Source organism: Prochlorococcus marinus XMU1411 (assembly GCF_017696075.1).
GTDB lineage: Bacteria > Cyanobacteriota > Cyanobacteriia > PCC-6307 > Cyanobiaceae > Prochlorococcus_A > Prochlorococcus_A marinus_V.
On sequence record NZ_JAAORI010000003.1, the window covers coordinates 201,424 to 225,790 of the forward strand.

Below are 24,367 nucleotides of genomic sequence, written 5' to 3' on the forward strand. Positions count from 1 at the left end.
ACTAATCGAATCCTAATAAATCAAAAATTTCTCTATCTTTAAGTGGATTCCCTTCTAAAGGTTCTACGTTTTCAAGCATATTTTTGGCAAGAGATAAATATTCATTTTGAACTTCAATAACATCTTCAGTTGGTTCCATTTCAAAAATGGTGCATTTTTTTAGTCTTGACCTTCTAATGGCGTCGACATCTTTAAAGTGGGCCATAGTTTTTAAACCTGTTCTTTCATTGAATTTATCAATTTGATCTGTATCTTTTGATCTATTTGCGACTACCCCACCTAATCTGACTTTATAATTTTTTGCTTTTGCCTTAATTGCAGAGACAATTCTATTCATAGCAAATATTGAATCGAAGTCATTAGCGGTAACAATTAGACAATAATTTGCATGTTGCAATGGAGCTGCAAATCCTCCGCAAACGACGTCTCCTAGGACATCAAATATAACAACGTCAGTATCTTCTAATAAATGATGTTCTTTTAATAGTTTAACTGTCTGACCGGTTACATATCCCCCGCACCCTGTCCCAGCAGGAGGACCTCCACTTTCAACGCACATAACGCCATTAAAACCTTCAAACATGAAATCGGTTGGCCTCAATTCTTCGCTATGAAAATCTACCTCTTCGAGAATATCGATAACTGTAGGAACCATTTTGTGCGTCAAAGTGAAAGTGCTATCGTGCTTCGGATCACATCCAATTTGTAGAACCTTTTTACCTAATTTTGAGAATGCTGCAGAAAGGTTTGATGATGTAGTTGATTTTCCGATGCCACCCTTCCCATACACGGCAATAACTAAAGCCCCTTCCTCAATATTTATTTTTGGATCTTGTTTTACTTGAACACTTCCTTCTCCATCAAGAGGTCTATTTATAGTACTTGTCATTTAAAGCTTAAAACACATTATTATTTATATTCTTGCAGCGCAAATACACATGAAATATGTTTCTAAACAAATATGTATTTAATTGTATTAAAAGCGGGAAATATGTTCTTATAACTGAATTTTTAAGGATTAAATTTATTAGATTTTGAGTGAAAATACTCATGACTTAATTATGGTTTGTTAGTAAAAATTAACTGAAATAGGCTTTTGCATCGTAAAGGGTCTCATCGCTTATTTCTGGAATTCCTCTTAAGATTGCGTATTTTTCAGTATTCGTTTTAACTTTCCCTCTTACGAAAAATGGAACTTTTGTTAATTCAGCTCTACCAGCTTCAGTCCAGATAATTCCTTCTTCACTATTTTTTTCTTTTTTTTCGTCAGACTTTAAAAAGTCTTTTGTGCTTGTTGCTGTATGTCCTAAATGGCTTTGATGACCATCAACGAACTCAAAGTCATGTTTGAACATATCAATAAGATGCTCTTCTAATCCCATCATTAGGGGATGTACCCAGTCATCGAAAATCACATTTGCTCCTTCCCATCCCATTTGAGGGCTGTATCTTGCAGGAACATCTTGAACATGCATTGGAGTGCTAATTACTGAGCATGGAATACCGAGTCTTTTTGCACTATGCCTTTCCATTTGGGTCCCTAAAACTAGTTCAGGGGCCGATTTTTTCATGGCATCTTCTACTTCTAGATAATTGTTGGTTATCAGAGCTTCTACATTTAGATCTTTTGCAGTAGCTCTTACTTGCCTCGCCATCTCCCTACTGTATGTACCAAGACCAACTACTTCAAAACCTAATTCCTCTTTGGCAATTTTTGCAGCCGCGATTGCATGTGTTCCATCACCAAAAATAAAAACCCTTTTACCAGTTAAGTAATTAGAGTCAACTGATTTTGAGTACCAAGGAAGTTTTGACTTGTGTTCTAATTCTTCTTTATTAGTCAAAGGGAGATCCAACTTGTTATGAACTTCATTTATAAATTCAATTGTATTTTTTATTCCAATTGGAATTGTATTTGTATATTGCATTCCAAAGTTCCGTCTAAGCCATTCACATGATGCTTCAGCAATTTCTTGATAAAGACAAATATTTATTTCAGCATCAATTAATCTTTCAATATCTTCTGGACTAGCACCTAATGGAGCAACAACGTTTGTATCTATTCCTTGTTCTGAGAGTATGCGTTGGATTTCAATAACATCATCCCTGCATCTAAATCCTAGTAATGAAGGACCCAATATATTGACTTTTGGCCTGCGACCTAATTCCTTCCACCTTAGAGGACTTATTTTTTCTGAAGAACTTACTTTCTCTTTTAAAAGAGTTCTTGTTAATTGATAAAAAGTTTCTGAAGCGCCCCAATTTTCTTTTTTGCTATAAGCAGGTAATTCAAGATTAACAATTGGCATATCAAACCCCATTCCTTTTGCAAGAGCTCCAGGTTGATCTTGGATTAGTTCTGCTGTACAACTTTCTCCAACTAAAAGAGTTTTTGGTTTAAATCGTTCTACAGCTTCCTTAATATTTTTCTTCACTAATTCAGCAGTATCGCCTCCGAGGTCTCTAGCCTGGAAAGTTGTATAAGTCACTGGAGGCCTTTGCCCCCTCCTCTCAATCATTGTAAAAAGAAGATCTGCATATGTATCTCCTTGAGGTGCATGAAGAACATAATGTATATCTTTCATTGAAGAGGCAATTCTCATTGCACCAACATGTGGTGGTCCTTCATATGTCCATAGAGTTAATTCCATATTCTTTTAATGAGTTACTAAAGTTTTTGTAGTTAGTATTTGATTCCTTCTTAAAGGTTTGGAGAAGAGACCTGCTAAGTCTGCGGCTTGATCGATACCATGAATTGGACTGAATACCATTTCTATTGACCACTTAGTACTAATTCCTTCGGCCTCCAGTGGGTTAGCTAAGCCCATCCCACAAACTACCAAGTCTGGATTAGATTCCCTTACTCGGTCTAACTGTTTTTCTACATGTTGCCCTTCGACAATTTTTGTATTATCAGGTAATAAATTAATCTCCTCTTTCATTAAATCTTTATTTAGGTAAGGAGTGCCTACCTCTATAAGATCCATCTCGCATTCATTATGCAAAAATCTTGCCAAAGATATCTCCAATTGCGATTCAGGAAGAAGAAATAATCTTTTCCCCTTTAGTATTTCTTTGTGAGATTCAAGAGCAAGTTTTGCTCTATTAATTAAAGGCGAAATAATTTCATGAACTTTAAGTTCACTAATTTTGAAAGCTTTCGCTGCAGCTAAAAACCATTCAGTACTTCCTTCGATACCAAGAGGAAATGGAGCCGAAATTATTTCACAACCACGATGTTTTAGGTCTCGAACGGTATCACTTAAATAAGGCTGAGTTAATAAAACTTTTGTATTTTTACCAATCTTTGGTAATTCTGTTGATTGACGGGGTGGGAAGCTCTCAATATTTGAAATTCCTAAATTTCTAAAAATCTTTTTAAACCTATCCTCTACATTATTAGCAAGAGTCCCAACTAATAATAATTTCTCCTCATTTGATGACTCCATTAATGGAATTAAAGCTTTTAAGGCGCCATCCTCGCCTTGGGTAAAAGTTGTTTCTATCCCACTGCCAGAGTAATTTACAAATCTTACTTGACCTAAAAATCTTTTATTTAATTTCTCTGCAACAGTGGCAAGATCTAATTTGATTACCTCACTTGGACAAGATCCAACTAGAAAAAGAGTTTTTATTTCTGGTCTTCTCGCAATAAGATTATTGACCACTCGATCTAATTCTTCATGAGCGTCAGCAAGACCAGCAAGATCTTTTTCTTCAAGAATAGCCGTCCCAAATCTTGGCTCAGCAAAAATCATAACTCCAGCAGCACTTTGAATTAAATGAGCACATGTCCTTGAGCCTACAACTAGAAAAAATGCATCTGGCATTCTTCTGTGGAGCCAAACTATTGAAGTTAACCCACAAAAAACTTCCCTGGGCCCAGTTTCTTTATTAAATTCAACTTTACTCATTAAAAATTTTCTAGAGCTTATATTTCAAGCTTGCATAAACTTTTTAATTTAAGAAAGTAATTAATAAGTTCTCTTACAAAATGAACACATTTAAAAAACTTATATGAATGTTTAAATACTTAAATGGGAATTATGAAAAAAAACTTTTGGGGCGCATTCTAATTTCTGTAGAAGGAATTTCCTTGATTTATTTTTGAAATCTTCCACACATTTCTAGCTATTTTCGTTGCTAATAATCCTGCTCTTTCTAACTTAGATTTCCCGGGCTTTGCCCCAATTAAAGCTGTAACTTCTGAAGTGGTTAAAGGTGCTCCAGTATTTATAGCTAATTGCGTTAACTCCAATCTATCTCTAAGGTTCTTAAGATTTACTTTTTCAATTTTATCTTCTTCTAACCAACTAAATGATGGGTCTTTTTGAGATAGTTTTTGCATTAAGCTTAGGCTAACTAATCCAAGAGTTTGATCAGGAGTTAATTCTTTTTCAGTACCAGAAACATTTGGTTCTTTTTTTTGAGAAGTTCCCATAAAAATGCATATCTTTTACTTGAAGTTATCGTTTTGTGGGAAGCATGCAAGTAAATTTAATAGAAAAAATGAACCATTATCCGTTATAGTCGCGTGAATGGAACCAACTTCGAGTTTAAACAGAGGGGAACGAAAAAAAGGCAGTTCTCTTGTTACAGGATCTGAGGTGCAATCTCAGGCCAGTGGTGCAAGCTGTTTTATTACAACTGATTCAGAAAAGTCTTTGGTGTCCAGACAAGCAAGTCAAGTTGAGCAAATTGAGTTGAGAACATATGTTTTTTTGGATTCTCTTCAACCTCAATTAGCTGCATATATGGGTACGGTTAGTAGAGGTTTTTTACCTATACCTGGAGATTCATGCCTTTGGATGGAAGTTTCACCTGGGATGGCCGTGCATAGAGTCACTGATATTGCCTTAAAAGCAAGTAATGTAAGACTTGGTCAGATGATTGTTGAAAGAGCATTTGGCTCTCTTGCTCTTTATCACAAAGATCAAAGTACTGTTTTACATTCTGGTGATGTTGTTCTGGATGCTATTGGAAGTGAAGTTAGAAAAAGAACCAAACCTTCAACAAGTTGGACAGAAGTTATTCGAGCTATTACTCCAGATCATGCTGTTTTAATAAATAGACAAAATAGAAGTGGATCAATGATTCAATCTGGAATGAGCATGTTTATATTAGAAACTGAACCGGCTGGCTATGTCTTAAAAGCAGCAAATGAAGCAGAAAAAGCATCAAATATAACTGTTGTTGATGTAAAGGCAGTTGGTGCTTTTGGTAGATTAACTCTAGCCGGGAAAGAAGGAGATGTAGAAGAAGCAGCAGCTGCTGCTATAAGAGCAATAGATGAAATTTCAAATTATTGATAATTTTTTAATTTAAACCAATTTCTTTTTTGAGGTAAGGAGACATGATTTTGGCAGCTTTACCTCTGCTTCCTAACTTACTTAGTTGTGATTGTGAGAGCTCTCCATAAACAGAGTTAGCTTCTTTTACCCAAAAAATAGATTCAAACTCCCCATTTGGATATTTTGGTGCCTTAAGAATTTCTCCCCAGCATATTCCAGTTGTATCTTTCACTAAGTTTCCTGAGGGATCACATAAAACCATACAACTTATAAATCTTGCGCTCCTGTAAGGGCTATCAGAAAGTTCATTAATTAATTTTTTAATTTTTTCAGCGTTGTTTTTGGCATATCGAGCAGAATATATGCCTGGTCGACCATCTAAAATATCCACTTCAAGGCCTGAATCGTCAGCTAATGCCCAAGTTTTTGTCTCTAGAGCAGCCGCTTTTGCTTTTAAAAGTGCATTTTCAAAATAGGTATTTCCAGTCTCTTCGATATTTAAATATTCTGGTTGCTTCTGAACCCTTAAGGACAAAACATCCAGCATTTCCGAAATTTCAGAAACTTTACTTTTGTTGCCACTCGCAATAGTAAGGACTGGAAGATTCAAAATAACAAATAAATTTATTGAGAATATTATCTTACTTCAAAGCTAGATACGGAGACAGGAAAGGTTGAACATTCCACACCTGTGTAGACAGGGCCTGCCTCGTACGGAAATAACATAATGTAAATTTTTTCTTAACACAAGAGTATGTTTTGATGCACTAACTAATTTGCATAAGTATTGACATATCAATAATACCAAGGGTGATAAGTTTAACTTATGAATGATAGAAAAAACATTAATGGAGATTTTATCGAAAACGCTTGACTTATAAGTACTTAATGAAGCATTCTTCGAATTGAACATTCCACATTTAGTAATTAGTAGACAATGGCTACAGAAACAATGGGTATCGCTCTCGGCATGATCGAGACACGCGGACTAGTACCTGCAATCGAAGCAGCAGATGCAATGACAAAGGCTGCAGAAGTTCGCCTTATTGGTCGTGAATTCGTAGGTGGCGGTTATGTCACAGTATTAGTTAGAGGCGAAACAGGCGCAGTTAACGCAGCTGTAAGAGCTGGTGCTGATGCTTGTGAAAGAGTTGGTGACGGCTTAGTTGCAGCTCACATTATTGCTCGTCCTCATAGAGAAGTTGAACCTGCTCTTGGTAATGGTGAATTTCTTGGTCAAAAGGACTAATTAAGTAAAGCAAGATTTATAAATTTTGCACAATAATTATTTTCCCTACACAGACCTAAATTTATCCTTATGAGTAAGAAGTATGATGCAGGGGTAAAGGAGTACAGAGATACCTACTGGACTCCTGAATATGTACCCCTAGACACCGATTTACTAGCCTGTTTCAAATGTACAGGTCAAGAAGGTGTTCCCAGAGAAGAAGTTGCAGCAGCTGTTGCCGCTGAATCTTCAACAGGTACTTGGTCAACAGTTTGGTCCGAGTTACTTACAGATTTAGAATTTTATAAAGGACGTTGTTATCGAATCGAAGACGTTCCTGGAGATCCTGAAGCTTTTTATGCTTTTATTGCATATCCTTTAGATCTTTTTGAAGAAGGTTCTATTACAAACGTATTAACATCTCTAGTAGGAAACGTTTTTGGATTTAAAGCTCTAAGACACCTACGCCTAGAAGATATTAGATTCCCAATCGCTTTCATCAAAACTTGCGGTGGTCCACCAAATGGAATCGTGGTTGAAAGAGATCGTTTAAACAAATATGGAAGACCTCTTCTTGGTTGTACCATTAAACCTAAATTAGGATTATCTGGTAAAAACTATGGTCGAGTTGTATACGAGTGCCTTAGAGGTGGTCTTGATTTAACGAAGGATGACGAGAACATAAACTCTCAGCCATTCCAACGTTGGAGAGAAAGATTTGAGTTTGTTGCAGAAGCAGTTAAGCTTGCTCAGCAAGAAACTGGAGAAGTTAAAGGTCACTACCTAAACTGTACTGCCAACACTCCTGAAGAACTTTACGAGAGAGCTGAATTTGCAAAAGAGCTAGATATGCCAATCATCATGCATGATTATATAACTGGCGGTTTTACAGCAAATACTGGATTAGCAAACTGGTGTCGTAAAAATGGCATGCTTCTACACATTCATAGAGCGATGCATGCTGTTATTGATAGACATCCAAAACACGGTATTCATTTCAGGGTTCTAGCAAAATGTTTGAGACTCTCCGGAGGGGATCAATTACATACTGGAACTGTTGTTGGAAAACTAGAAGGTGATCGTCAAACAACTCTTGGTTACATTGATAACTTAAGAGAGTCATTTGTTCCCGAAGATAGATCAAGAGGTAACTTCTTTGATCAAGATTGGGGTTCAATGCCAGGAGTATTTGCTGTCGCATCAGGTGGTATTCACGTATGGCATATGCCTGCACTCCTAGCGATTTTTGGAGATGATTCTTGTCTTCAGTTTGGTGGAGGAACACATGGTCATCCATGGGGTTCAGCTGCTGGAGCTGCAGCTAACAGAGTTGCTTTAGAAGCTTGTGTAAAAGCACGTAATGCTGGTCGCGAAATCGAAAAAGAGAGTAGAGACATTCTTATGGAAGCTGCTAAACACAGTCCTGAATTAGCTATCGCTCTTGAAACTTGGAAGGAAATTAAGTTTGAATTTGATACCGTCGACAAACTCGACGTTCAAGGTTAAACCAGATTTCAAAATTGAGGAGATTCTTCTTCTCCTCAAACTTCTACAAATCTCGTTCTATTACGAGTAATTTTATTCACATTTAAATTTATTATGCCTTTCCAGAGCACAGTAGGCGACTATCAAACAGTTGCAACCCTGGAAACATTCGGTTTCTTACCACCGATGACCCAGGAGGAAATATACGATCAAATTGCATACATAATTGCTCAAGGCTGGAGTCCTGTTATTGAGCATGTTCATCCTAGTGGAAGTATGCAAACTTATTGGTCTTATTGGAAGCTCCCATTCTTTGGGGAAAAAGACCTTAACTTGGTTGTAAGTGAATTAGAGGCATGTCATAGAGCATACCCTGATCATCATGTAAGAATCATCGGATACGATGCTTACACCCAAAGCCAAGGAACAGCTTTTGTAGTTTTCCAAGGACGTTAAATCTACTTTAGGTAGTAAATATCTTTCTCCAAAAAATATTTTTGGAGAAAGTTTTTTCAAAAGAGTTTCACATTTGAAGATTATGTCAAAAAAAACCAGTAGAGAGATTGCACTAGAAAGAAGAAAGGCGATGAGTGATAGCGGCAAAAAAGCTGCTGCTTTTTCTTCAACTACTCAAGATAGAGTTCGATCTTTTCAAGATATACAGATTTCTGGTACTCAGTCTTCTCCAAATAATAAAAATATTACTAAACCAGTTACAAAACATATCCCAAAAACTTCGGTCAATAGTAAGTTTTCTTCAACAACTTTATCTAGTAAAGAGTTAGTAATAGAAAGAAGAAAAGCAATGTCTAGTCATGGTAAATCCGCAATTACTTCATCAGATAGAACTCGTACTGATGTTAAAAAAGAAAGCCCTGTAAACACAGTTAAAATTACTCCAAGCAAAAATCAAGAAGTTCAAAATTCACATAATACAGAAATTAAAATATCAAAATCAAACGTTAAAAGAAGAATTAATCAGAAGAGAAAGCCTATTACTAATACAAGTAGAGATATTGTTTTAGCGAGAAGAGAAGCTCAATCTAAGCATGGTAAATCAGCAACTAAACAAAATACCAGTGCAGCTTCTTTAGCTAGAAGGGGAGACCCAGATTTAAGTAGTAGAGAGATTTCGCAGAGAGTGAGAGAGCTAAGAAGTAAAACTGGTGCCACAGGCAAAAAAGGTAATGGTAAATGTAGACCATGTGGTCCAAATAAAAATGGGGCCAAACAAAATATTGCTGATGCTAGCTGGAAAGTTGGTAAAAGTGAAACTGATTCAGGTCAAATAGTTACTGGAACACAAGCTAATAGATCTGTAAAAACTACAGGTAATGAAGCAAGTACGTGTAGAACTGTCACTGGTACTCAATATATGGGAGCAGAAGTGGTTGACCAATTTTGTCAAGATAGATCAAGTTATAAACAACCACTTAGATCTACTGTTACCTCTACAACATCAGGTAATAAAGTAACTGGAAATGAAGTCGGTAGATCTGAGAGGGTCACAGGCGATGAGCCTGGGACTTGTAAAAACCTTACAGGTACTGAATATGTATCTGCTAATCAATCACAGAAGTATTGTGATGATGTCCCAAAAAATCCCTCAAAGGTTAAACTTAGTACTACAATTGATGGATTAAAAGTATCTGGATCACTTCCTGGTAGATCAACTCTGGTAACTGGAGATGAATCAGGTTCTGGACATCAGTTAACTGGAGATCAATATCTTGGCTCAGAGCCAAATCCTAAAGGCAAAGCATTTGAAAAAGTAGGCAGTTACAATACTCTAAATGGGAATAATGTAACTGGTACAGGGGTAGGAAGATCAGACCATATGACAGGCAATGAACATGGTAGTTGCAAGAATGTAACTGGTGATGAGTACATAGGATCTCAACAATATGAGAAGTTTTGCGGTTCAAAACCAAAACCAGAAGCTAGAAAAGTAGGTTTAAGCCTTTCTTCAAAGTCAAATTTAATAAGTGGGACTATGACAGGAAGATCAAAAATAGTAACTGGAGACGAACCAGGTTCATGCAAAGTGCTAACAGGAACTCCATACGCAGGCTTAGATCAGATTAATGATAATTGTAATAATGAAATTTCTGAAGATATGAAATCACGAGCAATAGTTAATTCTGGAAATAATTCAAATGCCAGACTTACAGGTCAACAACCAGGAATTGGCGGAGTAATGACAGGTGCTAAGAAAGGTGCTTGTAAAAACCTAACGGGGACTCCTTATGTTGGTGGAGATCAGTTCTCACAAGCTTGTGATAATCCTCCAAATGATACTGCTTATGCGAATCCAGAAAAGTCAGCAGGCAACTCTTGGAACGAATTCTCTGTTAAATCACCATCAAGAGATCAATATTCTGAAAAAAATACCCAAGGTGTTACGGGTAATGAATATGAAAATGGTTCAAAGGTAACAGGACCTTTTGATATGGCAGTTGATAAGGTCACTGGTACTGAAAAATTTAGATTTGAACCGAATAAAAATATTACTTATAAACAAAAAATGGAAATCGAAGAAGCAGACCGTGCTGCAAAGACACCAGAAAAAAGAGTAGCATCAAGGATTACTGGTGAAGGACAATCAGTGGGAAACGTAACTGGTGATGATTGGGATCGCGGTGATAAGGTAACAGGCACTGAGGGAGCTTCTTCTAGAAAGCGAAATCCATCAAGAGCAGGATTCATGAGCGCAATGCCCCCTATGGAAGTTAAAAGAAATGAGGAAACAGAAAAACCAGATTTCTTGATAACTGGATCTAGTGGTAATACTCGTGAAGGACAACTTGTTACCTTTTCAGGTGGTGCAAGAGGGTAAGTAAATAATGCCTTTAAGAGGACTGGCTAAAGCCAAGAACTTCACATTGGGGCCAACCGCTCCAATGAAAACTTTTACTGAGAATATCCATATACAAACTAAAGAATCAAATAATTTACGAAATTCTGGAAAGTCTCATCAATTAACCAATAATATTCAAAATGAAAATCTATTTGGGTATGAAAGCAAGATAAAAAGTGATTTTGATGAAATTGTTCCAACTCTCAAGGAAATTGCCCGAATTCAACATCATGAAGATTTTATAAATAAGGCTCAGAAAATATCAAGAAAAAATTTAGGAATAGATTTACCTCTACATGTATTAGATAAATCTTGGGTTAAACCTCTTGATATGAGAGCTTTATATGCATGGTGTGCTTTCAAACAGCATGAGAAACTTAGCGACAATTTTTTTAACAATGATCCACTTGAAGGTGCTACTGGAAGTAGAGATGCGGAAGACTTTGAAAAATTTCTTTTAGATTGTGGAATACATTTGCTTGATATTACTCCTTGTTCAGATGGAAGATTAGCTCATTCAGTTGCTTATGTAATGAGAATACCTTTTAGTTCAGTAAGAAGAAGATCCCATGCTGGAGCCCTTTTTGATATTGAAAATACCGTTAATCGATGGGTAAAAACTGAACATAAAAGATATAGAGAGAATGTTCCTAATGAAGCTCATAAAGATACCAGGTACTTAAAAGTTGTAACTTATCATTTTAGTTCAGTAGATCCTTTGCATCAGGGATGCGCAGCTCATGGAAGTAATGACGAGTTAGCTGCAGCAGAAGGTAGAAATAAATTGTATGCTTTCAAAGAGGCTGTAGAGAATAGCTTTTGCTGCGGAGCTTCTGTGGATTTAATGTTAATTGGACTTGATACAGACACTGATTCATTAAAAATACATTTACCAACTAGCGATGGAGGTATAGATTTAGAAAAAACTATTTCTACATCAGAAATTTATAATTCAACAATAAATTTTTCAAAAGAGGATGCGGAAAGAGAAATTTGCCAGATAATTTCTAAGCAATCTTCAAAAGATAAACTCAGTGGACTGGAAAAATTTACGTATAAATTAATTGTCAATAATATTTCTCAAATTGATTATGTTAAGAGTTTTCATAATGGTTCTTATGAAGATATTGGACATGCAGAGAGGTTTATTGGAGTAGGTATAGGTTTTAAAGAAGTACATCTCAGAAATTTAACTTATTTTGCTCATTTAGATACAGTCGAAGAAGGGGCTCCAGATTTAGATGTAGGAGTGAAGATTTTTACTGGATTAAATGTTTGTCAAGATCTACCTATTCCCGTAGTAATAAGATTTGATTACTCTGGTAAAGTACCCGGCGCAAAAGAGAGGGCTATAAATGATTGTGAAAGAGTTAATAATGCGATATCAATTAGATATAAAAATTTAGTTGATCAAGGTTTGTTACATACTTGCTCTACTATTAGAGACAGGGACAACATTCATTCCGCCCAAATTATTGGAATGTCTTTAGATAAAAAAACAGAGGAGGCTCACTAATCATGTTAATTTGTAAGGTTGTAAAACCACTTGTTTCTACCAATAGGATTCCTGGATTTGAACATAAACATCTGCAGGTCGTATTAGATGGTTCTTCTAATAAAGTTGCAGTTGATTCTGTTGGCTGTAAACCAGGAGATTGGGTTATTTGTGTTGGAAGTTCTGCAGCTAGGGAAGCAGCGGGAAGTAAATCTTATCCAAGCGATTTAACTATTGTTGGAATAATTGATCATTGGGATCCTGACAATTCATAAAAAAGGAGGATATAAATTGTGGAAATCATGAAGGTACTAGGAAGGATGGTATGCACTCAAAGAGTTTCTGGCTTAGGTCATATGAATTTACGAATTTTAGAAAATAATAAAGGAAAGAAATTAGTTGCTGTTGATCCTGTTGGAGCTAGAGAAGGTAACTGGGTTTTTACTGCTAGTGGCTCTGCCGCTAGATTTGCATGCCCTAATCCAGAAGTACAAACCGATTTAACAATTGGCGGTATTATTGATTATTGGGAGAGTGACTAAAGATTTTAACTTCAAAAATTTATTGAGAAACTTTGTAGAAGGTATAGTGTAATTAGTCTTGAATAAAGAATGTAATGTGGAATGAAAGAGAATCACCTTTGAGGATTGAAAAAAGATTTGAATTTGATCAATACTCAAGAATTAGTAAATTCATGGGGGAAATTGAGAAATTATGTAAAGAAAGGGATATCTATCCAAATATCAGCTTCGGTAGGAATTTTGTAAGTCTTTCAATATTTTTAGATACTAAAGAAATATCAGACAAGGAAAAAGACTTTTCAATGGAAATTGATAAATTTTATTTAAAAGATTAGTACTTTTTAATAATTATTTGGCTTTGCAATATCTCTTTTGATTAAAGCCATTAAATATTTTGGTGCTTTATATCTGCCAGGTAGACATCTATTTAAAGTTTCAAGATGACTCCAGCACACTGTCTTTTCTATATCTTTAACTGAGTTTCCTTTTAGAATTAATAGTCTAAGAGCTTTGCAAAATAAAGGATAACCTGCTTCTAGTTCATCTATATTAAGCTTTGCTGCTGACATAGATCAAAGATGAATTATCAACTAATAATCTATACAACTATGGTGCACAATTGGCTCATATTTCAAATTTCTCAATAATTAGAAATTAATCTAGAAATGCGACGCAATCTATTTCAACTAAAACTCCTTTTGGCAGAGATGAAACTTCCACACAGGCTCTTGCTGGAGGATTCTCTATATTAAAAAAATCACTATATATTTTATTGACAATTTGAAAATTACTTAAGTCCGTTAAGTAAATAGTTGTTTTTATTACATCCTCTATTTTGGCTCCGCCAGCTTTAAGAACTTCTGCGAGATTTTTTAAAACTTGAATAGTTTCCTTCTCTATATCACCTAAACATGTTATTTCATTTAAAGTTGGGTCTATAGCAATTTGACCAGAACAATAGATAAAATCCCCAGCTTTTATTGCTTGATTATAAGGTCCTACTGGATCTGGAGCATTTGATGTTTTAATTACTTGTTTGGGGGACATTTGTTTAATAAGATACCTATTTATTTAAACCCATAAATCTTTATTTGTTCTTAAAAAAGTAAATTCTTCTAAATTTTTTGCTCTTAAGAAAAGGTTTATTTTCATCTCTTCATCAAGTAAAAATGGAATTGTTAACTCATTAAGAGAAAGTTTTTTTTCAACTTCCAAAAGTTTATTTTTTATATCTTGATCTTTTGGCTTGAGATTCAATGCCCACAATATATTTGCCTTTGTATATTCATGTGCACAATATATGAGAGTATTTTTTGGTAAAGATTTGATTCTTTCTAGTGAAGAATACATTTGTTGATAAGTTCCTTCAAAAATTTTTCCACAGCCTCCAGAAAATAATGTATCACCAACAAAAAGAATAGGATTTTTGTCAGTATTCAAAAAGAAGGCAATATGTGAGCTTGTATGTCCTAATACTTCAATTATTTTTACTTCTTCACCTAGGATATTCAAAGTTTCTCCATCTTTTACGGATACATTTTGAAAAGGTATTCGCTTTTTTTCTTTGGAAGAAGCAATCACCTTAACATTTGGCCATTTTTCAATAAGATACTTCGTTCCTCCAATATGGTCTGAATGATGATGAGTTTGCAAAATAGCTTTTAAGTGGAAATTATTTTCATCTATATATCTAATTACTGGTTCGTGTATAGATGGATCTACAACTACAACGGATTTATCTTTTACCCACAACCAAATGATGTTATCACTTAAAACTCTGAGTCCTATTATATTTCGAGCTTTATTAAATTCCATTGTTAACTTAGAATGAAGAATCCTTGGAAGAAATTGATCTATGTTTACTATAGCTTTACCAAAAGGAGCTCTGTTAAAAGATTCAATTTCAACTTTTAAAAGAGCTGGGTTAGATTTTTCTGATGCGTTGGACAAAAATAATAGATCATTAACCTTTGAATCAAATTGTAAACGAGCTAAAGCTTTATTAGTAAGAAATGGGGATGTTCCTGTTTATGTAAGTTATGGTCAAGCTGATTTAGGCATTGTTGGGTATGACGTATTAAGTGAATCTGAATTAAAAGTCGCAAAGTTATTAGATTTAGGATTTGGGGGTTGTCATATGTCGTTGGCGGTCAAGAAAAATAGCAATTATTCAAAACCAACTGATCTTCCAGCGAATTGTAAAGTAGCAAGTAAATTTATTAGAACAGCGAGATCTTATTTTGATGAATTAAATATTCCTGTAGAAATAGTTCATTTGACAGGTTCAGTAGAGCTTGGTCCTATTACTGGTATGGCAGAGGCAATAGTTGATTTGGTGGCAACTGGAAAGACTCTTAAGGAGAATGGTTTAATTAAAATAGATGATCTTTTCTACTCGACGGCAAGATTAATTGGAAATCCTTTATCTATGAGGTTAGATGATAATCATCTCAGAGATACGATTTTATCAATAGAATCTACAAATGTTTTATAAAGAATAGCTTAATGTTTAAGGATTTTAGAAGGATAAAAAAGTTAGGTAAATATTTAACTAAAGATAAAAAAACAATCTATTTAATCTTAATAGTTTTGTTACCTGTTTCTTTCTCAGGAGCTATTCAACCATTGTTAGTTGGTCAAGCAATTACCCTTCTTAAAAATGAAAGTACAGAAGTTTGGCTAAGTAAAACTTTTATTGGGCAGTCAATAAATGCCATCATTTTAACCTTATTTGTAACAGTAATATTTAGGTTGGTTTTGCAAGGATACCAAACCTACAATATTCAAGCGGTGGGGCAAAAATTAACTGCAAGGATAAGAAGAGAACTTTTTGATCATTCAATATCTTTGTCACTTAAGTATCACGATAAAATGCCTGTTGGGAAATTACTAACTAGATTAACCAATGATGTTGATGCTTTAGCTGAGGTTTTTGGTAGTGGAGCAGTTGGAGTTATCGCTGACTTTGTCAGCCTGATTGTGATTTCATTAACAATGCTTTCAATTGATCGAGGACTTGCCATTTTATTGCTCTTAACTCAAATTCCCGTTTCATATTTCATTATTTGGCTGCAAAAACGTTATAGAAGAGCTAATTATCGAGTAAGAGAGGAGTTATCTCAACTCAACTCTGATTTTCAAGAGAATCTTCAAGGTTTAGAAGTTGTTCAGATGTTCAGAAGAGAGGCTTTCAATAGCAAGAAATTTTCTACTACTGGAGGTGCATATAAAAAAGCAGTTAATGGAACAATATTTTATGACAGTAGTATTTCCGCATTTATAGAGTGGATTTCGCTTGCCGCTGTTTCCTTAGTTTTAGCAGTTGGAGGGTATCTTGTTACCTCTGGGAATATTGGTTTAGGAACTTTGACAACTTTTATTTTATATTCCCAAAGACTTTTTGAGCCTTTAAGACAGCTTGCAGAAAGATTTACTCAGATCCAAGGAGGTCTTACGGCTGTTGAAAGAATAAATGAATTATTGGATGAAGAAATTCAGATTAAAGACTCTACTTCGGCAAGGCACTTTTCAGAAGATATCCGAAATGCAAATAAATTTAAGGGTAAGATTGAGTTCAAAAATGTTAGTTTCTTTTACAATGAAGGTGAATATATTTTAAAGAATTTATCTTTCTTGATAAACCCAGGAGAGCATGTAGCTTTCGTGGGGCCAACTGGTTCTGGTAAAACAACCATAATTAGATTGTTATGTAGATTATATGAACCTCAATCAGGCCAAATTTTAATCGATGATATTAATATAAAAGATATTCCTATCGCTACTCTTAGAAATATGTTGGGAGTAGTTTTACAAGATACCTTTATCTTTAGTGGGAATGTTGCAGATAATTTGAAACTAAGTGCCAATATAGACAATCTCAAACTAGAAAATATTTGTAAAGAATTAGGATTAAATAATTTGCTAAAAAAATTACCTGAAGGTTTGAATACTTATCTTAGAGAAAGAGGTGGGAATCTATCTTCTGGAGAGAGACAACTTATATCGGTAGCAAGAGTAGCGATTAGAAATCCTGTTGTTTTGATAATGGACGAAGCCACAGCATTTATGGATCCTTCTACTGAAGCTTCTTTGCAGAAAGATCTTGAAAGAATTCTTACAAAAAGAACTGCATTAGTCATAGCGCACAGATTAGCAACTATTGAAAGTTCTGATAAGATTTTAGTTTTAAAGGGAGGGTCGTTAGTTGAAGAGGGCTCACATCGTGAATTAAGAATGAAAAAGGGTTTATATTTTCAGCTCTCTGAGCTTCAAAGAAAAGGATTCGCAAATTTTTAATGATTTTTAGAAACCAGGGCTCATCAGTAAAAAAATCTAACAGTATATCGAGGGATAAACTTATAGATATCTATGGTTTAAATTCTTATGAATTTACTCAAAAAAACAAAGAAGAAATTTTTGTATGTAGTAAAAGAAAAGAATTAGATCTTATTGAACTAGATCAACTTTTACAAACTGTTGGATGGAGCAGGCGACCAATAAGAAGAGTTAAAAGAGCTTTGGACTTTAGTATTTTGGTTGTTGGTTTATGGCGCCATGACGATAAATTTCCTAGGCTAGTAGGATTTGCAAGATGTACTGGCGATGGAATCCTAGAAGCAACAGTTTGGGATGTGGCTGTTAATCCTGTCTATCAAGGGCTAGGACTGGGTAAAGAGTTAATGAAATATATCCTAAAAGAATTAAAAAATATTGGCATTTCAAAGGTTACACTTTTTGCTGACGCGGAAGTGGTTTCATTTTACAAAAGACAAGGCTGGGTATTAGAACCTAAGGGATCTAAATGCGCTTTTTGGTACGCAAATTAATTATTTTTTGTAGTAATCAGAATATATAGATTTTGTTGATTCGCCATTTAACCATCTTCTTCTAAAGTTCCAGTTTTTGAAAGCTTGGAGAAAAACATTAGTTTTTTCCCATTTCCTAGAACTTGTAAAAATAGGTAAATTTAATTGCTTTAAATCTTTTTTTTTCTTTAATCTCCTTATAAAATCTAAGTCTTCCATTAATGCAATGTTTCTAAATCCATTATTCTTGAAATAAATAGATCTATGAATTATTAAACCTTGGTCTCCATAAGGCTCTTTAAAATATTTGCTTCTAAAATTAACAATAGGCTCGAGGAATCTATAAATTATCTTTTTGTTGTTTATTTTGAATTTAAAATAGTAAATATATTTTTTATCTCCCTTAAAAACTGATTTTATTTTTGTAAACCACTTATTGGTTAATCTAGTGTCCGCATGTAAAAATATGAGCCAGTCTCCTTTTGAATTTTTAGCACCTATATCTAATTGTAAGCCTCGATTTCTTTCTTTAGATTTATATACTTTCGCTCCATATATATTGCCTATGTCAATAGTTTTATCTTCACTACCACAGTCAACTATAAGAATTTCCGCCTCTTTAGGAATAATCAACAAGTCTGAAAGCAATAATGGCAAATTATTAGCTTCATTGATGGTTGGAATAATAATTGAGATTTTAGACAAGTTTTTTTACTTTCTATTTTCAATATCTATTATTGTATCTATATCTATTTTTTGATTTAGAAACTTATATTTCAATTTAGTAGACGAAAAATTATTAATAGTATTTTGTAAAACAGTTTCTTTACTCCAACTAATATTGATAAATGGTAAATGAAGATGTTGAGATATTATTTTTTCTGATAAACCAATAAGCCAATAACCCCCATCATTAGATGGACCTAATACAAGATCATTTTGTTTTAGCTCTTTGATGGTATTCAATAAATCTAAATGGCATAAATCTGGGAGATCAGTACCAATAAAAATAATATTTTTTATCTTGTTCTGATTACAAAATTTTTTGTTTATGATTATTTGCCTCTTCATTTTTTCTCCCAAGCAACCTTTCCCCTGTAAATTAAACTTTTTAATTCCTAATTGCCGAGACCATTTTCTACAATTATTTCCCCCTAGACCTGATATGGCTATAGAAATATGAATTGGTTTAATTCTTTGGAGAGCTTTGGCGACGGAGATAGTGTGTTTGGTCATCACACTTTGCACATGTGCCGAATTAATCTTACCTATATCTCTGGATAATCTTGTTTTGCATCTTCCAAAACCATTCCATTTAGCCATGATAATTAGTAATGCTTTATCCAAAACTTCAACAAGATTTATAATAATTATATGTCTATAAAATAAAAAAATTTATTGCTATAAATTTTGAGCATGCTTTGTTAAAAAATTTTAAATTTGTCGTGATCTTGTGATTTGATAATGGCCAATTATTAAATTCCAACTAGATTAATAATCTATAGATTAAAACTTTGCAAGCAACTAATCCTATTTGGGCGGAAGTTCAACAATTACTCCAAAAAACTTTAAGTAAGCCTTCATTTGAAACATGGATAAGGCCTGCTAAATTTAACTGTTTTGAGAATGGGGTATTGACCTTAATCGCTCCAAATACATTTTCCAGTGATTGGTTAAGAAAGAATTATTGTGAAACCATCGAAAAAGCTGCACAAGAAATTTGTGGCCATAACGTAAAAGTTTCTTTTAAATCTGAAACAAACATGAGGAAGGAAGTTATAAATAATGAAAACCTAATTGAACAAAACGTTAATCATAAAAATAAATCTTTTTCAAAAAATAGCCAAGATAATTCTTCAAAAAATCAATTCAAAAATCCTAATGGTTTAAATTTACGTTACGTTTTTAAGAGATTTGTTGTGGGCCCAAATAGTAGGTTGGCTCACGCAGCAGCTTTAGCTGTTGCAGAATCTCCTGGGAGAGAATTTAATCCTTTATTTATTTGTGGTGGAGTAGGTCTTGGTAAAACTCATTTAATGCAAGCAATAGGTCACTATCGAGTAGAAATAGATCCAGAAGCAAAAGTTAAATATGTTTCTACAGAGACTTTTACTAATGATGTTATTAGTGGTATTAGGAGAGATGGAATGACAGCTATTAGAGACAAATATAGAAATGTAGATTTAATTTTAATTGATGATATACAGTTCTTAGAAGGTAAAGAATATACACAGGAGGAATTCTTTCATACTTTTAACGCTCTTCACGAATCAGGAAGTCAAATAGTTATAGCAAGTGATAGGCCTCCAAATCAATTATCGGGGATTCAAGAGAGATTGATTTCTAGGTTTTCAATGGGTATGACTGCAGATATTCAACCACCTGACCTTGAAACGAGGACGGCAATACTTCAAAAAAAGGCAGAACAAGAAAGGATGAGCCTTCCGCGAGATTTAATTCAATTCATAGCAGGAAGATTCACTTCGAATATTAGAGAATTAGAAGGGGCATTTACTAGAGCTGTTGCATTCGCTTCAATAACAGGCTTGCCAATGACAGTTCAATCAATTGCTCCAATGCTTGATCCTAATAGTGTTGGAGTAGTCGTAACTCCTAAACAAGTTATTAACAAAGTTTCAGATTTTTTCAAAGTTTCTACTGATGAATTGATTAGTTCAAGTAGAAGAAAACCAGTAAGTCAAGCTAGACAAATAGGCATGTATCTTATGCGACATGGAACCGATTTAAGCCTACCAAGAATTGGAGATGAATTTGGGGGAAAAGATCATACAACTGTTATGTATGCTATTGAACAAGTTGAAAAAAAGTTATCTGTCGATCCTAATATCGCAAGTCAAGTTCAAAAAATAAGAGATTTACTTCAAATAGATTCAAGAAAAAATTTATAGTTAATTAGAAATGAAATTTCTAGGATCTTGATCATATCTATGGTTGAGGGGTATCTTATCTATTTCATTATTATTACTTAGTAGTTCAATTTTATTTAATGATTTTCTTAATAATCTTGCAGAAATAATTGGCATATCTCTTGGTACTGAGATTCTATTTTTTAAATATCTCAAAGATTTTCCTGAAATATTCACAGGAATACTAACTTCACCTGTAACCATATGTGTCAATGCTGATCTCAGTGATTCTTCAAAGTATCCATTATCGTATGGATTTACTTTTATTAAACTATCTTTATGCTTTATTACTCTGTTCAGAGCGAATGCAGCGTAAAATTTTGAATCATACTTTTGATTAAATTCAAAATTACCAAGGCCCTCCCCACTATCTATTGAATTAGAGAAATCAATCTGTTCATCGTTACTTTCTTTGTAACATCCCCCCATTTGTGGCGGTAAATCATGAGAATGAGTATGAAAATCTCCCTGAGTTCCTCTATAGGCACTTTTCCCTTCAAAAAGGGTAAGCCATTTATCTACATATTGGTAATTGGATCTTAAATTAAAACCTTTATAATAAGTTAAAGAAGCATTCATTCTTTCCATATAAGGAATAAAAATTATATCCCCAGTACCAGGCTCAATATCACCAGATTTAGATAATGCTGGATCAATGAACCCAGAAACTGATCCGCTCAAGATTTTATCAAATTTAGAAATAGATTCTTTAAATCTTTTTTTTCTAAAAGAGTTATCCAAAAAATTAAAGCTTTCTCGGCAAAGCCAATTACACCAGGAGCTGAAAATTTCTCTCTCTAATTCTCTAGTTTTTCTGAGGTGACTCGAAGTTATAAAAGACCCAAGAGCTCCAAATTTGTTTTCTAAAAAAGCTATGATGTTGTCACTTTCAGTTATAACTTGTCCTTTAAATTCAATCGCAGGTAATTTACCTGATCTGACTTTATCGAGGAACCAACTTTCTTTTTGACCATAGCAAAACATATTTATTTTTTTTACTCTGTACGGAATCCTCTTGAATTCAAGCCATAACCATATTTTCTGGCAATAAGGGCACCAAGAATGTCTATCTCTATAAAGAGTAACTATTACATCATCTTTAGTGTGCCCAAATAATCTTAAATTTGCTTGGGAATTATTAATACCATTGACTCTATCAAATTCTTCAATTTCAAACTTATTTAAATCATCCCATGTCAAAATCCCGTTCATTATTTGAATTAAAGCTATAAACTAACGTTATATTAATTGATTAAAAAAGTCTTGGAATTTAAATTTGATTTAATTGTTGTCGGTGCTGGGTCTGGGGGACTGGCGGCGGCTAAACGTGCTGCTATTTATGGAGCAAAAGTTGCAATCATTGAAAAAAATAAAATTGGAGGAACTTGTGTAATACGGGGATGTGTCCCTAAAAAATTGATGGTTTATGCTGCTGTAAGTAAAAGAAATATGAGTTCTTCTGAAGGATATGGCTTAAAAAGTACAGGTATTAGCTTTGAATCCAGTATTTTATTGAAGAATGTTAGGAAGGAGGTTTCCAGATTAAGTAATTTACATAGAAATTCTCTAAATAAATTAGATGTAACTGTTTTTGAGGGCCAAGGAAGATTTACAACTCAAAATGAATTAGAAATAATTTGTCCAGAAACAAATAAAATTATAAATAAGATAAGTTCAGAGAAAATTCTTATTTCAGTAGGAGGTAAACCTAAGAAATTGAATATTCCTGGGATAGATTTAGCATGGACTAGTGATGATATTTTTGAATTAGAGAAGTTTCCCAAATCAATATTAATAGTTGGTGGAGGATATATTGCTTGTGAATTTGCTTCTATTTTCGCAAATTTAGGTACTGAAGTTACTCAGTTAATTAGAGGTCAAAATTTACTTAATGGCTTTGATGAGGATCTTTCTTCATGTCTTGAGGAATCACCTACTTTTAATCAAATAAATATAATCTCCAATACTAGATTAAAGTCTATCAAGAGAGTAAATGGAAATTTGGAATCTACCTTAGACTCAGGCGATAACCTTCTAACAAATAATATCCTTATTGCTACAGGTAGAGAACCAAATCTTTTGCCCTTAAATTTAGATTTCTTAAATCTAAAGATGGATGGCCAATATTTGGATGTTAATGAACTTAATCAAACAAGCAACGCAAATATTTTTGCAGTTGGCGATATTATAAATAAACCAAACTTAACTCCAGTAGCAATAGAACAAGGTAGAGTTTTTTCGGATAATTTTTTTAATGACCAAAAAAGAAAAGTAAATTATGACTATATCCCTAAAGCCGTATTTACAATTCCTGAACTTTCAACAGTTGGCTTAAGTGAGAAAAAAGCTAAAGAGATTTACACTGAAAAAAATATAAAAGTTTTCAAATGCAAATTTACCCCTATGTCTAATACTTTTAAAGAGAATAAATCAAAATGTATGTTAAAGATTGTAGTTCATAAGCTAACTGATAAAGTCCTGGGATGTCATATGTTTGGAGAAACATCATCTGAGATTATTCAAATGGTATCAATTTCATTAAATGCAGGGATAACAAAAAAAGACTTTGATATTACTATGGCTTTGCACCCAACCATCTCAGAAGAGTTTGTGACAATGTATGGCTAAAATTATGAATTAGAAAATTTTAATTTTTCTTGAGCAAATAGAATTACTATAAGTAGTGAAAAGTAAATAAATAAACCTATCCTTAATTCAGAGAGATAATTAAATCCATTCAAAAAGAGTATCTTATCGAGAATGTAAAAAATATAAAAATTAATCAAAATAAACCCTTCAATTCTAGTGATTTTCCCTTTGCTCCAGAAAATTGGTAAGCATGCAAAGGTAGTTAAAACCATAAAAGGTAAGTCAACTTTTATTAGACTTTGTTCAATTACTAGACCTTTAAATCCTGAGAAAATACTACAACTTCCAAGGATTAGAAGTTGATTGAGCAAATTACTTCCTATCACATTACCAATCGCAAGATCTGTTTTACCTTTAAATGCAGCAATTATCGAAGTCACTAATTCGGGCAATGATGTTCCGGTGGCGACGATAGTTAAACCAATAACAATTTCATTTACTCCCAAAAGAGTAGCAAGCGTTTGAGAACCATTTACTAAAATATTTGAACCAAAGCTTAAAAGAAATATTCCCAATATTAACTTTATTAAAATATTAAGTTTCCCTTTATAGTTATCTTTAAATTCTTCTATCTCTGGTTCAGCATCTTTTGTCTCTTCCCCTTTCTCATTGATGGTATTAATTTCCCATATTGTATTTAAGACTAAACAAAATATTAGAAAGACCCCTGCTTGCAAAGTCAATAAGCCAGTTGATGACATGGCCCAAACAGCACAAGAGATAGCCATTAATAGAGGAACATCTCTTCTGACTATTCTGCTTTTTACCTTGAGAGGCGTTATCAATGAGCTTATACCCAAAACAACGAGAACATTGAAAATATTGCTTCCAATTACATTGCTCGCCGCAAGCGAATCACTGCCTTTAAAAATTGAACTTAAACTTACTAACAACTCAGGAGAGCTTGTTCCAAGAGAAACAACTGTTAATCCAATTACTATTTGAGGTATTCCTAAAATTAAAGATAAAAATATGGCTCCTTGAATAAAGAACTCTCCTCCAGCAAAAAGTAGAACTACTCCTAAAACTATTTCTATTATTGGAAATAAAAAATCACTCATATCTAGGATTTATTTAGATAATAAAAATCTTCATAATTGGTTAATAAC

General features: G+C 33.8%; 26 protein-coding genes. 14 read left to right on the forward strand and 12 right to left on the reverse strand.

Annotation, left to right across the window (positions count from 1 at the left end; translation table 11 throughout):
• Nucleotide 1: 1 nt before the first annotated feature.
• The 4 genes from bchL to HA145_RS02850 all read right to left on the reverse strand — a co-directional run bounded on the left by bchL (nucleotide 2) and on the right by HA145_RS02850 (nucleotide 4,441).
• The gene (gene bchL, locus HA145_RS02835) at nucleotides 2-889 is read right to left on the reverse strand and encodes a ferredoxin:protochlorophyllide reductase (ATP-dependent) iron-sulfur ATP-binding protein (protein ID WP_011818051.1); all 888 of its coding nucleotides are present in this window, start codon (nucleotides 887-889) and stop codon (nucleotides 2-4) included.
• A 190-nt stretch (nucleotides 890-1,079) separates the two neighbouring features.
• On the reverse strand, nucleotides 1,080-2,651 hold the full coding sequence (locus HA145_RS02840) for a ferredoxin:protochlorophyllide reductase (ATP-dependent) subunit B (protein WP_209127758.1): 1,572 nt from the start codon (nucleotides 2,649-2,651) through the stop codon (nucleotides 1,080-1,082).
• A gap of 6 nt (nucleotides 2,652-2,657) precedes the next feature.
• Complete coding sequence (locus HA145_RS02845; protein ID WP_209127759.1) at nucleotides 2,658-3,914, reverse strand: ferredoxin:protochlorophyllide reductase (ATP-dependent) subunit N; 1,257 nt, start codon at nucleotides 3,912-3,914, stop codon at nucleotides 2,658-2,660.
• Between the two features lie 158 nt (nucleotides 3,915-4,072).
• On the reverse strand, nucleotides 4,073-4,441 hold the full coding sequence (locus HA145_RS02850; RefSeq protein WP_209127760.1) for a hypothetical protein: 369 nt from the start codon (nucleotides 4,439-4,441) through the stop codon (nucleotides 4,073-4,075).
• A 97-nt stretch (nucleotides 4,442-4,538) separates the two neighbouring features.
• On the opposite strand from HA145_RS02850, the gene HA145_RS02855 reads away from it, so the two are divergent.
• The gene (locus tag HA145_RS02855) at nucleotides 4,539-5,309 is read left to right on the forward strand and encodes a hypothetical protein (protein WP_011818055.1); all 771 of its coding nucleotides are present in this window, start codon (nucleotides 4,539-4,541) and stop codon (nucleotides 5,307-5,309) included.
• Nucleotides 5,310-5,316: 7 nt separating this feature from the next.
• On the opposite strand, the gene HA145_RS02860 is transcribed toward HA145_RS02855, so the two are convergent.
• Entirely contained in the window at nucleotides 5,317-5,901 is a 585-nt protein-coding gene (locus HA145_RS02860) for a non-canonical purine NTP pyrophosphatase (protein ID WP_209127761.1), read from the reverse strand.
• A gap of 327 nt (nucleotides 5,902-6,228) precedes the next feature.
• Here HA145_RS02860 and HA145_RS02865 point away from each other — a divergent pair, with 327 nt between their 5' ends.
• The 8 genes from HA145_RS02865 (at nucleotide 6,229) to HA145_RS02900 (ending at nucleotide 13,212) form a co-directional block, all read left to right on the forward strand.
• Nucleotides 6,229-6,540: a BMC domain-containing protein gene (locus HA145_RS02865; RefSeq protein WP_002807869.1), complete on the forward strand. Its 312-nt coding sequence runs from the start codon at nucleotides 6,229-6,231 to the stop codon at nucleotides 6,538-6,540.
• A 69-nt stretch (nucleotides 6,541-6,609) separates the two neighbouring features.
• Nucleotides 6,610-8,025 (forward strand): form I ribulose bisphosphate carboxylase large subunit, encoded by a 1,416-nt coding sequence (locus HA145_RS02870; protein ID WP_002805854.1) that lies wholly within the window; start codon nucleotides 6,610-6,612, stop codon nucleotides 8,023-8,025.
• 93 nt (nucleotides 8,026-8,118) lie between these two features.
• Entirely contained in the window at nucleotides 8,119-8,460 is a 342-nt protein-coding gene (locus HA145_RS02875) for a ribulose bisphosphate carboxylase small subunit (RefSeq protein WP_011376108.1), read from the forward strand.
• 82 nt (nucleotides 8,461-8,542) lie between these two features.
• Complete coding sequence (csoS2, locus tag HA145_RS02880; RefSeq protein WP_209127762.1) at nucleotides 8,543-10,840, forward strand: carboxysome assembly protein CsoS2; 2,298 nt, start codon at nucleotides 8,543-8,545, stop codon at nucleotides 10,838-10,840.
• Between the two features lie 7 nt (nucleotides 10,841-10,847).
• The gene (locus HA145_RS02885) at nucleotides 10,848-12,377 is read left to right on the forward strand and encodes a carboxysome shell carbonic anhydrase (RefSeq protein WP_209127763.1); all 1,530 of its coding nucleotides are present in this window, start codon (nucleotides 10,848-10,850) and stop codon (nucleotides 12,375-12,377) included.
• A 2-nt stretch (nucleotides 12,378-12,379) separates the two neighbouring features.
• A complete protein-coding gene (locus HA145_RS02890) occupies nucleotides 12,380-12,631 on the forward strand; it encodes a carboxysome peptide A (protein ID WP_209127764.1) in 252 nt (83 codons plus the stop codon).
• Nucleotides 12,632-12,649: 18 nt separating this feature from the next.
• Entirely contained in the window at nucleotides 12,650-12,898 is a 249-nt protein-coding gene (locus HA145_RS02895) for a carboxysome peptide B (RefSeq protein ID WP_209127765.1), read from the forward strand.
• A 74-nt stretch (nucleotides 12,899-12,972) separates the two neighbouring features.
• Nucleotides 12,973-13,212: a 4a-hydroxytetrahydrobiopterin dehydratase gene (locus tag HA145_RS02900; RefSeq protein WP_209127766.1), complete on the forward strand. Its 240-nt coding sequence runs from the start codon at nucleotides 12,973-12,975 to the stop codon at nucleotides 13,210-13,212.
• A 6-nt stretch (nucleotides 13,213-13,218) separates the two neighbouring features.
• Here HA145_RS02900 and HA145_RS02905 read toward each other — a convergent pair whose 3' ends face one another.
• The 3 genes from HA145_RS02905 to gloB all read right to left on the reverse strand — a co-directional run bounded on the left by HA145_RS02905 (nucleotide 13,219) and on the right by gloB (nucleotide 14,692).
• Nucleotides 13,219-13,446: a DUF3136 domain-containing protein gene (locus tag HA145_RS02905; protein ID WP_209127767.1), complete on the reverse strand. Its 228-nt coding sequence runs from the start codon at nucleotides 13,444-13,446 to the stop codon at nucleotides 13,219-13,221.
• An 85-nt stretch (nucleotides 13,447-13,531) separates the two neighbouring features.
• Nucleotides 13,532-13,924 (reverse strand): Rid family detoxifying hydrolase, encoded by a 393-nt coding sequence (locus HA145_RS02910; RefSeq protein ID WP_209127768.1) that lies wholly within the window; start codon nucleotides 13,922-13,924, stop codon nucleotides 13,532-13,534.
• A 24-nt stretch (nucleotides 13,925-13,948) separates the two neighbouring features.
• Nucleotides 13,949-14,692: a hydroxyacylglutathione hydrolase gene (gene gloB / locus HA145_RS02915; protein ID WP_209127769.1), complete on the reverse strand. Its 744-nt coding sequence runs from the start codon at nucleotides 14,690-14,692 to the stop codon at nucleotides 13,949-13,951.
• Nucleotides 14,693-14,732: 40 nt separating this feature from the next.
• Here gloB and hisG point away from each other — a divergent pair, with 40 nt between their 5' ends.
• From hisG to HA145_RS02930, 3 genes are read left to right on the forward strand one after another with little or no spacing between them, the layout of a single operon-like run.
• Nucleotides 14,733-15,371 carry an ATP phosphoribosyltransferase gene (gene hisG / locus HA145_RS02920; RefSeq protein WP_209127770.1) on the forward strand — a complete coding sequence of 213 codons (639 nt, stop codon included), beginning with the start codon at nucleotides 14,733-14,735 and terminating at the stop codon, nucleotides 15,369-15,371.
• 11 nt (nucleotides 15,372-15,382) lie between these two features.
• The gene (locus tag HA145_RS02925) at nucleotides 15,383-17,173 is read left to right on the forward strand and encodes an ABC transporter ATP-binding protein (RefSeq protein ID WP_209127771.1); all 1,791 of its coding nucleotides are present in this window, start codon (nucleotides 15,383-15,385) and stop codon (nucleotides 17,171-17,173) included.
• The gene (locus tag HA145_RS02930; RefSeq protein WP_209127772.1) at nucleotides 17,173-17,703 is read left to right on the forward strand and encodes a GNAT family N-acetyltransferase; all 531 of its coding nucleotides are present in this window, start codon (nucleotides 17,173-17,175) and stop codon (nucleotides 17,701-17,703) included. The genes HA145_RS02925 and HA145_RS02930 overlap by 1 nt, the downstream gene beginning before the upstream one ends.
• On the opposite strand, the gene HA145_RS02935 is transcribed toward HA145_RS02930, so the two are convergent.
• Nucleotides 17,704-18,387 carry a TIGR04283 family arsenosugar biosynthesis glycosyltransferase gene (locus HA145_RS02935; RefSeq protein ID WP_209127773.1) on the reverse strand — a complete coding sequence of 228 codons (684 nt, stop codon included), beginning with the start codon at nucleotides 18,385-18,387 and terminating at the stop codon, nucleotides 17,704-17,706.
• A gap of 6 nt (nucleotides 18,388-18,393) precedes the next feature.
• Nucleotides 18,394-19,005, reverse strand: coding sequence for a TIGR04282 family arsenosugar biosynthesis glycosyltransferase (locus HA145_RS02940; RefSeq protein ID WP_209128295.1), 612 nt, complete (start codon nucleotides 19,003-19,005; stop codon nucleotides 18,394-18,396).
• A gap of 191 nt (nucleotides 19,006-19,196) precedes the next feature.
• On the opposite strand from HA145_RS02940, the gene dnaA reads away from it, so the two are divergent.
• Nucleotides 19,197-20,591 carry a chromosomal replication initiator protein DnaA gene (gene dnaA, locus HA145_RS02945; RefSeq protein WP_209127774.1) on the forward strand — a complete coding sequence of 465 codons (1,395 nt, stop codon included), beginning with the start codon at nucleotides 19,197-19,199 and terminating at the stop codon, nucleotides 20,589-20,591.
• On the opposite strand, the gene HA145_RS02950 is transcribed toward dnaA, so the two are convergent.
• Entirely contained in the window at nucleotides 20,592-21,821 is a 1,230-nt protein-coding gene (locus HA145_RS02950; protein ID WP_209127775.1) for a glutathione S-transferase, read from the reverse strand. It lies immediately after the preceding gene.
• Between the two features lie 51 nt (nucleotides 21,822-21,872).
• Here HA145_RS02950 and gorA point away from each other — a divergent pair, with 51 nt between their 5' ends.
• Complete coding sequence (gorA, locus tag HA145_RS02955; RefSeq protein ID WP_209127776.1) at nucleotides 21,873-23,237, forward strand: glutathione-disulfide reductase; 1,365 nt, start codon at nucleotides 21,873-21,875, stop codon at nucleotides 23,235-23,237.
• A gap of 2 nt (nucleotides 23,238-23,239) precedes the next feature.
• On the opposite strand, the gene HA145_RS02960 is transcribed toward gorA, so the two are convergent.
• On the reverse strand, nucleotides 23,240-24,319 hold the full coding sequence (locus tag HA145_RS02960; RefSeq protein ID WP_209127777.1) for a calcium/sodium antiporter: 1,080 nt from the start codon (nucleotides 24,317-24,319) through the stop codon (nucleotides 23,240-23,242).
• Between the last annotated feature and the right edge of the window lie 48 nt (nucleotides 24,320-24,367).

What these genes read in the sequence shown, in the direction of transcription:
- bchL (WP_011818051.1), bottom strand. Translation starts at nt 889, where the DNA reads ATGACAAGTACTATAAATAGACCTCTTGATGGAGAAGGAAGTGTTCAA.
- HA145_RS02840 (WP_209127758.1), bottom strand. Translation starts at nt 2,651, where the DNA reads ATGGAATTAACTCTATGGACATATGAAGGACCACCACATGTTGGTGCA.
- HA145_RS02845 (WP_209127759.1), bottom strand. Translation starts at nt 3,914, where the DNA reads ATGAGTAAAGTTGAATTTAATAAAGAAACTGGGCCCAGGGAAGTTTTT.
- HA145_RS02850 (WP_209127760.1), bottom strand. Translation starts at nt 4,441, where the DNA reads ATGGGAACTTCTCAAAAAAAAGAACCAAATGTTTCTGGTACTGAAAAA.
- HA145_RS02855 (WP_011818055.1), top strand. Translation starts at nt 4,539, where the DNA reads ATGGAACCAACTTCGAGTTTAAACAGAGGGGAACGAAAAAAAGGCAGT.
- HA145_RS02865 (WP_002807869.1), top strand. Translation starts at nt 6,229, where the DNA reads ATGGCTACAGAAACAATGGGTATCGCTCTCGGCATGATCGAGACACGC.
- HA145_RS02870 (WP_002805854.1), top strand. Translation starts at nt 6,610, where the DNA reads ATGAGTAAGAAGTATGATGCAGGGGTAAAGGAGTACAGAGATACCTAC.
- HA145_RS02875 (WP_011376108.1), top strand. Translation starts at nt 8,119, where the DNA reads ATGCCTTTCCAGAGCACAGTAGGCGACTATCAAACAGTTGCAACCCTG.
- csoS2 (WP_209127762.1), top strand. Translation starts at nt 8,543, where the DNA reads ATGTCAAAAAAAACCAGTAGAGAGATTGCACTAGAAAGAAGAAAGGCG.
- HA145_RS02885 (WP_209127763.1), top strand. Translation starts at nt 10,848, where the DNA reads ATGCCTTTAAGAGGACTGGCTAAAGCCAAGAACTTCACATTGGGGCCA.
- HA145_RS02890 (WP_209127764.1), top strand. Translation starts at nt 12,380, where the DNA reads ATGTTAATTTGTAAGGTTGTAAAACCACTTGTTTCTACCAATAGGATT.
- HA145_RS02900 (WP_209127766.1), top strand. Translation starts at nt 12,973, where the DNA reads ATGTGGAATGAAAGAGAATCACCTTTGAGGATTGAAAAAAGATTTGAA.
- HA145_RS02905 (WP_209127767.1), bottom strand. Translation starts at nt 13,446, where the DNA reads ATGTCAGCAGCAAAGCTTAATATAGATGAACTAGAAGCAGGTTATCCT.
- HA145_RS02910 (WP_209127768.1), bottom strand. Translation starts at nt 13,924, where the DNA reads ATGTCCCCCAAACAAGTAATTAAAACATCAAATGCTCCAGATCCAGTA.
- gloB (WP_209127769.1), bottom strand. Translation starts at nt 14,692, where the DNA reads ATGGAATTTAATAAAGCTCGAAATATAATAGGACTCAGAGTTTTAAGT.
- hisG (WP_209127770.1), top strand. Translation starts at nt 14,733, where the DNA reads ATGTTTACTATAGCTTTACCAAAAGGAGCTCTGTTAAAAGATTCAATT.
- HA145_RS02925 (WP_209127771.1), top strand. Translation starts at nt 15,383, where the DNA reads ATGTTTAAGGATTTTAGAAGGATAAAAAAGTTAGGTAAATATTTAACT.
- HA145_RS02930 (WP_209127772.1), top strand. Translation starts at nt 17,173, where the DNA reads ATGATTTTTAGAAACCAGGGCTCATCAGTAAAAAAATCTAACAGTATA.
- HA145_RS02940 (WP_209128295.1), bottom strand. Translation starts at nt 19,005, where the DNA reads ATGGCTAAATGGAATGGTTTTGGAAGATGCAAAACAAGATTATCCAGA.
- HA145_RS02950 (WP_209127775.1), bottom strand. Translation starts at nt 21,821, where the DNA reads ATGAACGGGATTTTGACATGGGATGATTTAAATAAGTTTGAAATTGAA.
- HA145_RS02960 (WP_209127777.1), bottom strand. Translation starts at nt 24,319, where the DNA reads ATGAGTGATTTTTTATTTCCAATAATAGAAATAGTTTTAGGAGTAGTT.